Source organism: Streptomyces sp. NPDC006643, assembly GCF_042870175.1.
Lineage (GTDB): Bacteria > Actinomycetota > Actinomycetes > Streptomycetales > Streptomycetaceae > Streptomyces.
Window position 1 is genome coordinate 124,601 of sequence record NZ_JBIAHA010000027.1, and the last position, 13,292, is coordinate 137,892.

Consider the following 13,292-nt stretch of genomic DNA (forward strand, 5'->3'; position numbering starts at 1 on the left):
GACGACCATTGACGACGACGAGGGACGGGCGGGCGCGTGGCCGAGGCGGCAGACATCCAGGGGATGAAGCACTCTCCTGCCCGCCGATGGCTGGGGCGCACCGGCGCCGTGGCCGCAGGGGTGCCGCTCCTGGCCGGGCTACTGGGGGGCCTCGCGGCTCCGCAGGCGACCGCGGCCGTCCCGACCCCCTCGACGGCCGCCACAGAGCCCGTCACGGCGTCCCCGGCGAACACCACGGCCGAGCCGTCCGGGCCGAGCACGGTCGCCATCGCGCTCGACACCCTGGCGCCCAGCGCGCCGACGAAGGGCGACACCCTCACGATCTCCGGGACGGTGACCAACAAGAGCAAGAAGCCGGTCACCGACGCCCAGGTCGATCTCCGGGTGGGACCGCAGCTGACCGGCCGGACCGCCATCGACGACGCGGTCGAGCGTTCCAACGACACCACGTACGACCCGCTGCCGGTGGGCGGCAAGTACAAGGTCGAGTTCAAGAAGCTCGCGTCGGGCATCAGCCACGACTTCGCCCTGTCGGTGCCGGTGAGCAAGCTCGGCCTGGGGGCGGACGGTGTCTACCAGCTCGGTGTGACGCTCACGGGGCGGACGGCGGCCGAGCCGTACGACCACACCCTCGGCGTCCGGCGGACGTTCCTGCCGTGGCAGCCGGAGGCGGTCGACACCAGGACGAAGTTCACCTACCTCTGGCCGCTGATCTCCACCTCCCACGTCTCAGCGGAGACGGGCTCGGACGACCAGCAGACCCCCGTCTTCGAGAACGACGACCTGGCCGAGGAGCTGGCCCCCGGCGGCCGGCTGGAGCAACTCGTCTCCCTGGGCAGCCAGCTCCCCGTCACCTGGGTCGTCGACCCGGATCTGCTCGCCACGATCGCGGCGATGACCGAGCCGTACCGCGTCCGGGACGGCAACTCCACGGTCGCGGGCAAGAACCAGCTCGTGGCCAGGAGCTGGCTCAACTCCCTGGAGAAGGCGGTCCAGGACAATCCCCATATCGTCGCCCTGCCCTTCGGTGACCCGGATCTGGCGTCCCTGGCCCACGGCGGCGAGAACGTGTCCGGCACCCTCGGCCATCTCCAGGGCTCCAGCGAGGTGGCGACGGTGACCGTCGAGTCCATCCTCCATGTGCAGCCCGCCACCGACTTCGCCTGGCCGGTGAACGGCGCCGTCGATCCGTCGATCGTCGATGTGGCGACCTCCGCCGGCGCCGACAAGGTGATCTCGCGCAGCGACAGCATCGAGGACAACCTGCCGTACACGGCCAGCGCGGCACGGCCCATCGGCGGCGGTACGACGGCCGTCGTCAGCGACACCCGGCTGTCCACGGCCTTCGAAGGCGACCTGACCACGGCGGGCAGTTCCACGCTGGCGGTCCAGAAGTTCCTCGCCCAGTCGCTGGCCGTGACCCTCCAGGACTCCTCGAAGCAGCGCAACATCGTCGTCGCCCCGCAGCGGACGCCGTCGGCCAGCCAGGCGCAGTCCATGGCCCGCGCCCTCCAGGGGCTGGACGGGCAGCGCTGGACCCAGTCGTCCGACCTGGTCGCCGCAGCCGCCGCCAAGCCCGACACGAACGCCACGACCAAGGTGCCCGGCGCCACGCGGTATCCGGACAGGCTCCGTGACCAGGAGCTGCCCCCGTCGGCGTTCGAGGAGATCAAGGGGATCGACGAGCGGCTCGGGAAGTTCAAGGCCATCCTGACCCTCCCCGACCGGGTGGCGACGCCGTTCGCCAACGCCGTCAACCGGGCGCTCTCGACGTCCTGGCGGGGCGACGCGACGGGTGCCAGGGAGTACCGGGGCGCGGTGAACCGCTATCTGGTGAGCCTCACCAACGAGGTCCAGCTCATCCAGAAGTCGGAGCTGACCCTGTCCGGACGCAGCGCGACCATCCCGGTGACGGTCCAGAACCAGCTGCTGCAAGGTGTCGACCACCTCGTCCTGCGTCTTCAATCCACGAACAAGACCCGTCTGAAGCTGGACGACGGCAGCGCCGTCGCCCAGCAGACGATCAGGATCGACGGCGGACACACCCAGGTGGTGAAGTTCACCGGCGACGCCAACGCCAACGGGCCCGTGGGCCTCACGGCGCAGCTCTACACCTCCGACGGCCGGCCCTACGGCGACCCCATGACGTTCCAGGTCCGGGTCTCCGAGCTGACTCCCACCGTGATGCTCGTCATCGCCGGCGGTGTGCTGCTGCTCGTCCTGGCCGGGGTCAAGATGTACAGCCAGCGCAAGCGGGCGGTCGCGGCGAAGGCGGCGGAGGACAAGGCCGCGGCGGAGGCCGCGGAGGCCGGTGACACCGACGCCGACTCCGACTCCGACGAGGCCGCCGACGGGAGCGCCGAGCAGAGCGACACCCACGGCGACGGCTCCGAGGACGGTTCCGGGGACGCCGCCGACACCGACGTGGAACCGGCTCCGGAACCGGAACCGGCACCCGCCGCTCCGCCCTCGGCGGAGAAGATTCCCGCAGACATCAACGGCGCCGAACCCGGGCAGCCGAGTGACCCGACCCCGGACACCCGTCCGGAAAGCGGGGACCCGTCGGGCAAGGGTGAGAAAGTGGACCGTTGAGGATGTCGTGGCCGGCCGGCCGGGGACGATGAGGTGGGGTAAACCATGAACGCGCCGTACGACGGTGACCGCGGGCAAGGTCCTGGCGGCGATCCGGCAGGGCATGTTCCGCCGGGACCCCCCGCAGCCGACCCCAACGCCACCGTGCCCGACCCCGCGACGCCGGATCCGTACCAGGGCGGTCCGTACGCCCAGGGCCCGCACGCCCAGGGTCCCTACACCCAGAATCCGTACGCCCAGCCCCCCCACGCCCAACCGCCGTACGCCCAGGCCCCGTACAGCCCGGAGCAGTACGGCCAGGACGCCTACGCCCAGGATCCGTACGTCCAGGACGCCTACCACCCCGATCCCTACCGCGCGCAGGACCTCTCGGCGCAGGACCCGGTGTCCGAGGCGCTGTACGACCGCGCCGCGCATCCGCCGCCGCCTCCCGGCACCTATCCGGAGACGACGCCGCTCTACCAGCAGCCGCCGGTGCAGCAGTACGCCCCGGATCCGCGCGTCTGGGCGCAGCCCCCGCCGCCGGAGCCCGACGGCCCCTCACGCCACCTTCCGTTCGGGGACGACGCGCGCACCACACAGTTCATGGGCGTCGACGAGCTGGTGACCCGGGCCCGTACCGACGAGCAGGAGCCCGACGCCTTCGCGCACCTCTTCCGCGACCAGCAGGGGACAGGCCGGCCGCCGGCCGCCACCCCCGAGGCGGCCCCGGCGCCGGCGCCGGCGAAGAAGGCCGGCGGACGGGCCTCGGGACTGCTGAAGTCCAGCGCGGTGATGGCGGCGGGCACGCTCGTCTCCCGGCTCACCGGCTTCGTGCGCTCTGCCCTGATCGTGGCCGCGCTCGGCGCCGCCACGCTCGGCGACACCTTCCAGCTCGCCATCACCCTGCCGACGATGATCTACATCCTGACCATCGGCGGCGGCCTCAACTCGGTCTTCGTCCCGCAGCTCATCCGCGCGATGAAGGACGACGAGGATGGCGGCGAGGCGTACGCGAACCGCCTGCTCACCCTGGTCATCGTCATCCTCGGCACACTCACCGCGCTCTCGGTGCTCGCCGCCCCGCTGCTGGTGCGCCTGATGTCGGTGAGCATCGCCGACAACCCGGCGGCCAACGACGTCGCCGTCACCTTCGTGCGCTACTGCCTGATCACCATCTTCTTCATGGGCGTGCACGTGGTGATGGGACAGATCCTCAACGCCCGCGGCAGGTTCGGCGCGATGATGTGGACCCCGGTCCTCAACAACATCATCATCATCGCCACCCTCGTCATGTTCATCTGGGTGTACGGCGCCGCCGAGGACTCCGGGATGACGGTCGCGTCGATCCCGCCCGAGGCGGAACGCCTGCTCGGTGTCGGCGTGGTGCTCGGTCTCACCGTCCAGGCCCTCGCGATGATCCCCTACCTCCGGGAGACCGGCTTCCGGATCCGGCTGCGCTTCGACTGGCGCGGCCACGGCCTCGGCAAGGCCGCCAAGCTCGCCAAGTGGACCGTGCTGTTCGTCCTCGCCAACCAGGCGGGCGTGCTCGTCGTCTCGCAGCTCTCCACGGCGGCGGGCGTCGACTCGGGCACCCAGGGCGCGGGTTACATCGCCTACTCCAACGCCCAGCTGATCTGGGGCATGCCGCAGGCCATCATCACCGTCTCGGTCATGGCGGCCCTGCTGCCCCGGCTCTCCCGCTCGGCGCACGACGGCGACACCGGAGCCGTACGCGACGACATCTCGCAGGGCCTGCGCAACTCGGCCGTCGCGATCGTCCCCGTCGCCTTCAGTTTCGTCGCCCTCGGCATCCCGATGTGCACCCTGATCTTCGGCTCCTCCGGCATCGAGTCGGCGCGCTCCATGGGCTACATGCTGATGGCGTTCGGTCTCGGTCTGATCCCGTTCTCCGTGCAGTACGTGGTGCTGCGCGCCTTCTACGCGTACGAGGACACCCGAACTCCCTTCTACAACACGGTCATCGTGGCCGCCGTGAACGCCGCCGCCTCGGCCGTCTGCTTCGTCGTCCTGCCCTCGCGCTGGGCTGTCGTGGGCATGGCCGCCTCGTACGGCCTCGCCTACGCCGTCGGCGTGGGCATCGCCTGGCGCAGGCTCAAGAAGGTGCTGGGAGGCGATCTGGACGGCTCTCACGTACTGCGTACCTACGCCCGGCTCTGCCTGGCGTCCGTACCCGGCACGATCGCCGCCGGCGCGGTCGCCTACTTCGTGCTGGAGAAGCTCGGCAGCGAGGTACTGGGCTCGTTCGCCGCGCTGGCGGTCGGCGGAATCGTCCTGCTGGGCGGCTTCTTCGTCGTCGCGCGAAAACTGCGTATCGAAGAGATGAACGCCTTGGTCGGAATGGTCAGAGGCCGCCTCGGACGCTAGCGCGCGGCGCCCGAGCACAACCATCGTCGGCCGCCGTGTGTCGTGCATAGCGTCCAACTGTGGGCACAATTGGCGTGGCTGTTGGACAGTGCGCAACGGATGGGGAGGCAGGAGCGACGGTGGCGGAACGGAGCACGGCTGCCGTCGAGGTGGCCGACAACAGCGGTGACGAACCGCCGGCCGCCCAGGCGGAGAAGGCCACCACCGACGGGGTGGCGAAGGCCCAGAACGCGACAGAGGACGAGCAGACCGGGGAGTCCGAACCGAAGAAGGCGGCAGCGCCCGACGCCGAGAAGCCGGCGAAAACCGGGGACGAGGACACGGCGGGACCGGGCGACGGAAAGCGCCAGGAGCCCCGGCCGACCGTGGCCGCCCCCGAACTCCACAGCGGCCACAAGCTCGCCAGACGCTACCGCCTTGAGGAGTGCATCACCCGTCTGGACGGATTCAGCAGCTGGCGCGCGGTCGACGAGAAACTGCGCCGCGCCGTCGGTGTGCACCTCCTGCCCGCCGACCACCCGCGAGCCCGCTCCGTACTGGCCGCGGCCCGCTCCTCCGCCCTCCTCGGCGACCCCCGCTTCGTCCAGGTCCTCGACGCCGTCGAGGAGAACGACCTCGTCTACGTCGTCCACGAATGGCTGCCCGACGCGACGGAACTGACCGCGATCCTCGCCGCGGGCCCCATGGAGGCCCACGACGCCTACCAGCTCGTCAGCCAGCTCTCCCAGGCGATGGCCGCCGCGCACCGCGAGGGCCTGGCCCATCTGAAGCTGACGCCCGGAGCCGTCCTGCGCAGCTCCACCGGCCAGTACCGGATCCGCGGCCTCGCCGTGAACGCGGCCCTGCGCGGCATCAGCGCGGAGCGCCCGCAGCGCACCGACACCGAGGCGATCGGCGCGCTCCTGTACGCGGCGCTGACCCACCGCTGGCCGTACGAGACGGACGCGTACGGCCTCGCGGGGCTGCCGAAGGGCGTCGGTCTGATCCCCCCGGACCAGGTACGCGCCGGGGTCCACCGAGGTCTGTCCGAGCTGGCCATGCGTGCCCTGGTCAACGAGGGCGCCACCGCCTCGCGGCAGGACCCGCCCTGCACCACGCCGGACGAACTGGCCAAGGCCGTCGCCGAGATGCCGCGTGTCCGCCCCCCGGAGCCCACGTTCGCCGCGCCGCCCGAGTACCAGCGCACCACCTACCAGCAGGGCTCGTACGCGCGCCCCGCCACCCGGCCCATCGGCGCGCCCGCCCCGCAGCCCGTGCCCGTCCCGCCACCGCCCCTCCAGAGCCGTACCGGAAAGGCGCTGAAGTGGACGGTCTCCGCGCTCCTCATCGCCGTGCTGGGGCTCGCCAGCTGGCAGGTCGCCGACCATCTGCTCAACCGCTCGGACGGGGACGAGACGACACAGTCCCAGTCGACGGAGGGCGAGCAGGAGAAGCCCCCGCCCCGGACGCCGAAGGATCTGAAGATCTCCGACGCCTCGGTGTTCGCGCCCGACGGTGACGGTGTGAAGGCCGAGGACGTCCACCTGGCCACGGACGGCAACAACGGCACCGCCTGGATCACCCCGAAGTACACCGGGTACGCGAACTACGGCAATCTCCCCAACCGCAAGGGCGGCAGCGGGATAGTCGTCGATCTCGGCAGCGTGCAGGATGTGTACGGCGTCGATGTCGCCATGTACCGCGGCGGCCAGAAGGTCCAGGTCCTCGCCGCCGGTGAGGACGCCTCCTCGCCGGCTGCTCTGTCGGACTTCTCCCAGCGCCTCACCGAACTGGGGCAGACCGGCAGCAATGTGAAGGCGGCCCTGGACAAGCCCGTCAGAACCAGATACGTACTGATCCACATCACGGAACTGGCTCCGGAGTCCGCGAACGAGTTCCGCGGCGGAATCTCGGAGATCAAGGTCATAGGCTGACCCGCGGACCAGGGGAGGGGGCTCACCGTTGGAAGACGCCGCACTCGGCGACCTGAACGACCAGGACCTCCTGGCGCGTCATGTCGACGGGGATCCTGACGCCTTCGGTGAGCTCGTACGACGCCACCGCGACCGCCTCTGGGCCGTGGCGCTGCGCACGCTGGGAGACCGCGAGGAAGCCGCGGACGCCGTGCAGGACGCGCTCGTGTCCGCCTTCCGCGCCGCGCACACCTTCCGCGGCCAGTCCGCCGTCACGACCTGGCTGCACCGCATCACCGTCAACGCCTGTCTCGACCGTGCGAGGAAGGCCGCCTCCCGCAAGACCTCCCCCGTGGACGACACGGAGCGTCTGGAGCAGCTTCTCGAACCGCACGAGTCGGCCGAGGCCCCCGCCCAGCGTCAGGACCTCCACCGCCAGCTTCTCGTCGCCCTGGCCAAGCTGCCCCCCGACCAGCGGGCCGCGCTGGTCCTGGTCGACATGCAGGGGTATCCCGTGGCGGAGGCCGCACAGGTCCTCGACGTACCCGTGGGGACGATAAAGAGCCGCTGCGCGCGGGGGCGGGCGAGACTCCTGCCGATGCTCGCCCATCTGCGGGAGAGCAGCGGCGGCACCGGCGAGAGAGGCGGTCTGGGACCACAAAGGAACCGGACGCCGGGGACATCCGTCCCATCGGAGCCGGGACCCCCGAACAGAGGACCGGACACAGGGCCGGAGACCGGACCAGACGCGGGACCACAAGGTCCTGCCGCCGTGAAGGGAGGAGGTGGGCGCGCGTGACAACCGAAACCGGCACGACCGAGCACCCGGACGTCTCGGAGATCTCCGACCTCACGGAAGGCCTGCTCTCCCCCGGGCGGAGCGCCGAGGTGCGCGAGCATCTCGACGGGTGCTCGCTGTGCGCCGATGTGTACGAGTCGCTGGAGGAGATCCGCGGACTGCTGGGCTCGCTGCCCGGCCCGCCGCGTATGCCCGCCGATGTGGCCGCGCGGATCGACGCCGCCCTGGCCGCCGAGGCTCTGCTGAGCGCGACCGCACCGGACGAGCTCACACCGGACGACACCGCCGATGTTTCACGTGAAACATCGCCCGCCGCCACGTCCACCACTGACGCTCCTCGGACGGACCGGGCCGACCGCCCCGCAGGGCACCCCCGGGCTGCCACCGGCCCCGGCCGCACCCGGCGGCAGCGCCGTCGGCGCGGTGCCATCCTCGGCTCGGTCTTCGGTACGGCGGCGATCGGCGTGAGCGTTCTGCTGTTCCAGACGTTGTCGCTCTCCGGGGGAGACTCCTACAAGAGCGACGCGGGAGCGACGTCGGCCAAGAGCGCCGGTGCCGCGTTCTCGGGCACCGGGATCGAGGAGAAGGTCCACTCGCTGCTGAAGCCCGCCCCCGCCACCGGCGAGCCGCATGTGGCCGAAGGCCAGGACTCCACCAAGACAGCGCCCAGCACGTCGGCGTCCCCCCGGCTGATGCAGCAGGTGCCGCCCTGCATCCAGCAGGGAACGGGCCGCACGGACTCACCGCTCGCCGCCGAGAGGGGCACGTACGAGGGCACGGACGCCTTCCTGCTGGTCCTCTCGGACCCCACCGACGGCGACTTGGTGGAGGCGTATGTCATTGACGCCGCGTGCGTCGACAACGTCCCGCCCGTCAAGGGTGAACTCCTGCTCTCGCAGAGCTATCCCCGCCGCTGACCGACTGCCCGGCGCCGCCGGACCTCGCGGGAATGCGAGGCCCGTAGGATCCGTTGGGTGGGGTGAGAGTCCTGAACCGCCCCGTCGGCAGTAGCAGGCAGTCTTCAGAGACGAGGAAGAAACCCGTGAGCGACGTCCGTAATGTGATCATCATCGGCTCCGGGCCGGCCGGGTACACGGCTGCGCTCTACACCGCACGCGCGTCGCTGCATCCCCTCGTGTTCGAGGGTGCCGTCACCGCGGGTGGCGCGCTGATGAACACCACTGATGTGGAGAACTTCCCCGGCTTCCGCGACGGCATCATGGGTCCCGACCTGATGGACAACATGCGGGCGCAGGCAGAGCGGTTCGGCGCCGAGCTCGTCCCGGACGATGTCATCTCGGTCGACCTCACCGGGGAGATCAAGACGGTCACCGACACGGCGGGCACGGTGCACCGGGCCAAGGCCGTGATCGTGACGACCGGCTCGCAGCACCGCAAGCTCGGACTTCCCCGCGAGGACGCCCTCTCCGGACGCGGCGTCTCCTGGTGTGCCACGTGTGACGGGTTCTTCTTCAAGGACCAGGACATCGCGGTGGTCGGCGGCGGCGACACGGCGATGGAGGAGGCGACCTTCCTCTCCCGGTTCGCCAAGTCGGTCACGATCGTCCACCGCCGTGACAGCCTGCGGGCCTCCAAGGCCATGCAGGACCGCGCCTTCGCCGACCCGAAGATCCGGTTCGCCTGGGACAGCGCGGTCGAGGAGATCCACGGCGACCCGAAGCTCACCGGTCTGACCCTGCGCAACACCAAGACGGGTGAGACGTCCGAGCTGCCCGTGACCGGGCTGTTCATCGCCGTGGGCCACGACCCGCGTACCGAGCTCTTCAAGGGCCAGCTCGACCTCGACGGCGAGGGTTACCTCACGGTCGACGCGCCCTCGACGCGCACGAACCTCACGGGTGTCTTCGCCGCCGGCGACGTCGTCGACCACACCTACCGACAGGCGATCACCGCCGCGGGCACCGGGTGCTCCGCGGCCCTCGACGCCGAGCGCTTCCTCTCCGCGCTGGCCGACGGCGAGAACGCCGCCGAACCGGAGAAGAGCACCGAGCCGGAGAAGACCGCCTCCGTCTGACCAGCAGTTCCGACCCGACACCCCACGAAGTTAGGAGGCCGCCGTGGCCGGCGACCTGAAGCATGTGACCGACGACTCGTTCGACGAGGACGTCCTGAAGAGCGACAAGCCCGTACTGGTGGACTTCTGGGCCGCCTGGTGCGGACCGTGCCGCCAGATCGCTCCGTCTCTCGAGGCCATCGCGGCCGAGCACGGCGACAAGATCGAGATCGTCAAGCTCAACATCGACGAGAACCCGGCCACCGCGGCCAAGTACAACGTCATGTCCATCCCGACGCTGCACGTCTACCAGAACGGCGAGGTCGCCGAGACCATCGTCGGCGCCAAGCCGAAGGCCGCCATCCTGCGCGACCTGGAGCGCTTCATCAGTGGCAGTACGCCGGTGAGCAAGTAAGCAGGCGACTGAGCACCACGCGATGTTTCACGTGAAACGGGCCCGTCCTCCTCGGCCAGGGGGACGGGCCCGTTTCACATATCCACGACGACGCGCGAGCGCCCCACTCAGAGCGGTCTGAGCGCCGGGTCCTTCTTCACCGCGCCCAGCAGCCTGTCCAGCGCGTGCTCGACATCTTCCTTCCAGGACAGCGTCGTCCGTAGATCAAGCCTCAGCCGTGGGTACGTGGGATGCGTCCGTACGGTCTTGAACCCCACCGCCAGCAGATGGTCCGCCGGAAGCACACAGGCCGGCTCCTTCCACCGCGCGTCCCCGAACGCCTCGATCGCCTTGAACTCGCGCCGCAGCAGATCCTTGGCGACGGTCTGCACCATCACACGGCCCAGCCCCTGTCCCCGATAGCCCGGCATGATCCAGCCGGTCATCAGCTGTACGGCGTCGGGAGAGACCGGGCTCGTCGGGAACGCCGTGGCACGCGGCACATACGCCGGAGGCGCGTACAGGACGAAGCCCACCGGCACGTCGTCCACATAGACCAGCCGGCCGCACGACCCCCACTCCAGCAGGACGGCCGAGATCCAGGCCTCCTTCTCCTCCCGGGCCCTGCCCGCTCCTACCGCCGCTTTCCCCCTTACCGGATCAAGCTCCCAGAAGACGCACTCCCCGCATGGCCGGGGGAGGTCGGGAAGGTTGTCCAGCGTGAGCGGTACGAGCCGACGCCCCATCGAGGCAGTTCCTCACTTCCTGCGCCTGCCGCGCCACGAGCCGCGGTCAGCGCGCTGCGCTCCCGAAGCAGGCTGCCGACGAAGCCGCCGACGACCCCCAGGCCCAGTCCAGCTGACATCAGTTGGCTGCGGCTCACCGATTGCATGGCCCCGCCCTTCCTCTGAGATGGATCAAGGTGGATGCGCCATACCAGAACGCATCGTATCCACCCAGAGATGCCCCGCACACCGGGGGACGGCAAAGGGCGGGCCGTGTCCGGCACGTAGCGGACTCGGCCCGCCCTGATGGCGGTGGGCGGGGCGTCAGCCCTCGTCCGGCTCCAGCCCGTTGGACCGCTCCGGGCCGTCCACACCGTCCGCGTGGTCCCCGTCCTCGTCCGCGGGGCCGCGGTCGAGAACGCGTCCCTCACCGGGGGCGAGGGTACCGAGGATGCGCTCCAGATCGACCAGCGAGGCGAACTCGACGGTGATCTTCCCCTTCTTCTGGCCCAGGTCGACCTTCACCCGGGTCTCGAAGCGGTCCGACAGCCGGGAGGCCAGATCGTTCAGCGCGGGCGACGGCAGGGCGCCGGCCCGCAGGCCCTTCGACCGGGGCGTGCTCTTCGGCCGTGAGCCCATCAAGGTCACGATCTCCTCGACGGCGCGTACGGACAGCCCCTCGGCCACGATGCGATGAGCCAGCCGGTCCTGCTCGTCCGAGTCGTCCACCGAGAGCAGCGCCCTGGCGTGCCCGGCCGACAGCACACCGGCGGCGACCCTGCGCTGCACGGGGAGCGAGAGCCGCAGCAGCCGCAGCGTGTTGGAGACCTGAGGGCGCGAGCGCCCGATCCGGTCGGCCAGCTGATCGTGCGTGCAGTGGAAGTCCTTGAGCAACTGGTCGTAGGCGGCGGCCTCTTCCAGCGGGTTCAGCTGTGCGCGGTGCAGGTTCTCCAGCAGCGCGTCCAGGAGCAGCTTCTCGTCCTCGGTGGCCCGGACGATCGCCGGAATGCGCTCCAGGCCGGCTTCCCGGCAGGCCCTCCAGCGCCGCTCGCCCATGATCAGCTCGAAGCGCTCCGGCCCCAACTGCCGTACGACGATGGGCTGGAGCAGTCCCACCTCCTTGATGGAGGTGACCAGCTCGGCCAGCGCGTCCTCGTCGAACACCTCACGGGGCTGCCGCGGGTTCGGCGTGATGTAGTCCATCGGCACTTCGGCGAAGTACACGCCTTCCGGCACCGTCACATCGGACGGGGCAGGCGTGTCCTGGGCGGGAATCTCCGCCGTCGCCGGAGCGGGCGTCTGCGGCAGCGTTGTCACCTTGGCCGCAGCGACACCCCGCTCGGCCGTCAGGACCGGTCCCTGTCCGGGGGAGTTGGTCTCCCCGGCAGAGGCCGGCTGCTTCTCCTGCGGAGCCGCGGGGATCAGCGCATTGAGCCCACGCCCCAAACCTCTACGTCGGTCGCTCACTGCGTCCCCTCCGAAATGCTCTGCTGACTGTTGCCGATCGCGTGGGCATGCTTGACGTCGTAGCTCATGCCGACCCCACGCAGGGCGATTTCACGAGCCGCTTCGAGGTACGACAGGGAGCCGCTGGAACCCGGATCATAGGTCAGGACCGTCTGCCCGTAGCTGGGCGCCTCCGAGATGCGGACCGAGCGGGGGATGCTCGTCCGCAGCACCTCCTCACCGAAGTGGCTGCGGACCTCGTCGGCCACCTGCGAGGCGAGCCGGGTCCTGCCGTCGTACATGGTGAGCAGAATCGTGGACACATGCAGTGTGGGATTCAGATGCGCCCGCACCAGGTCCACGTTCCGGATCAACTGCCCCAGCCCTTCGAGCGCGTAGTACTCGCACTGGATGGGGATCAGCACCTCCGCGCCGGCGACCAGCGCGTTGACGGTCAGCAGACCGAGCGAGGGCGGGCAGTCGATCAGGATGTAGTCCAGCGGCTGCTCGTACGCCTCGATCGCCCGCTGAAGCCGGCTCTCCCGCGCGACCAGCGACACCAACTCGATCTCCGCACCGGCGAGGTCGATGGTGGCGGGCGCGCAGAAGAGACCTTCGACGTCCACCACGGGCTGGACCACCTCGGAGAGCGGCTTGCTCTCCACCAGGACGTCATAGATCGAGGGGACTTCGGCATGGTGATCGATCCCGAGCGCCGTGGAGGCGTTGCCCTGGGGATCGAGGTCGACCACGAGGACGCGCGCGCCGTGCAGCGCGAGCGAGGCGGCGAGGTTGACCGTGGTCGTGGTCTTGCCGACGCCACCCTTCTGGTTGGCGACGACCATGACCCGGGTCTGCTCGGGGCGTGGCAGGCCCTCACCGGCACGGCCCAGGGCCTCCACGGCCAGCTGGGCAGCACGGCCGATGGGGGTGTCGTCCATCGGGGGGGGGGGGGGGGGGGGGGGGGGGTGGACCCCCGGGCGGCCCCCCCCCCCCCCGGCGGCCGGGGGGCGGCGCGCGCCGGCGCCCCGCGGGGGGGGCGGCGCGCCGAATAAACAAAAAA

The 13,292-nt window shown here is 70.4% G+C and carries 10 protein-coding genes; 7 read left to right on the forward strand and 3 right to left on the reverse strand.

Annotated features, from left to right (window positions below):
- Positions 1-36: 36 nt before the first annotated feature.
- From ACFYNU_RS31435 to trxA, 7 genes are all read left to right on the forward strand, one after another.
- Entirely contained in the window at positions 37-2,592 is a 2,556-nt protein-coding gene (locus ACFYNU_RS31435) for a DUF6049 family protein (protein WP_356595584.1), read from the forward strand.
- A 45-nt stretch (positions 2,593-2,637) separates the two neighbouring features.
- Complete coding sequence (gene murJ / locus ACFYNU_RS31440; RefSeq protein WP_356595582.1) at positions 2,638-4,959, forward strand: murein biosynthesis integral membrane protein MurJ; 2,322 nt, start codon at positions 2,638-2,640, stop codon at positions 4,957-4,959.
- Positions 4,960-5,078: 119 nt separating this feature from the next.
- Positions 5,079-6,872: a serine/threonine protein kinase gene (locus ACFYNU_RS31445; RefSeq protein WP_356595580.1), complete on the forward strand. Its 1,794-nt coding sequence runs from the start codon at positions 5,079-5,081 to the stop codon at positions 6,870-6,872.
- 28 nt (positions 6,873-6,900) lie between these two features.
- Entirely contained in the window at positions 6,901-7,650 is a 750-nt protein-coding gene (sigM, locus tag ACFYNU_RS31450) for an RNA polymerase sigma factor SigM (RefSeq protein WP_356595578.1), read from the forward strand.
- On the forward strand, positions 7,647-8,567 hold the full coding sequence (locus ACFYNU_RS31455) for a zf-HC2 domain-containing protein (protein ID WP_356595576.1): 921 nt from the start codon (positions 7,647-7,649) through the stop codon (positions 8,565-8,567). The genes sigM and ACFYNU_RS31455 overlap by 4 nt, the downstream gene beginning before the upstream one ends.
- Before the next feature lie 125 nt (positions 8,568-8,692).
- The gene (trxB, locus tag ACFYNU_RS31460; protein WP_356595574.1) at positions 8,693-9,685 is read left to right on the forward strand and encodes a thioredoxin-disulfide reductase; all 993 of its coding nucleotides are present in this window, start codon (positions 8,693-8,695) and stop codon (positions 9,683-9,685) included.
- Between the two features lie 43 nt (positions 9,686-9,728).
- Positions 9,729-10,079 carry a thioredoxin gene (gene trxA / locus ACFYNU_RS31465; RefSeq protein WP_356595572.1) on the forward strand — a complete coding sequence of 117 codons (351 nt, stop codon included), beginning with the start codon at positions 9,729-9,731 and terminating at the stop codon, positions 10,077-10,079.
- 107 nt (positions 10,080-10,186) lie between these two features.
- Here trxA and ACFYNU_RS31470 read toward each other — a convergent pair whose 3' ends face one another.
- The 3 genes from ACFYNU_RS31470 to ACFYNU_RS31480 all read right to left on the reverse strand — a co-directional run.
- A complete protein-coding gene (locus ACFYNU_RS31470) occupies positions 10,187-10,804 on the reverse strand; it encodes a GNAT family N-acetyltransferase (protein WP_356595570.1) in 618 nt (205 codons plus the stop codon).
- Between the two features lie 303 nt (positions 10,805-11,107).
- Positions 11,108-12,250 (reverse strand): ParB/RepB/Spo0J family partition protein, encoded by a 1,143-nt coding sequence (locus ACFYNU_RS31475; RefSeq protein WP_356595568.1) that lies wholly within the window; start codon positions 12,248-12,250, stop codon positions 11,108-11,110.
- Positions 12,247-13,292: ParA family protein (locus ACFYNU_RS31480; protein ID WP_388767915.1), on the reverse strand; the 1,046-nt coding region annotated here is incomplete at its 5' end. The genes ACFYNU_RS31480 and ACFYNU_RS31475, both read right to left, overlap by 4 nt.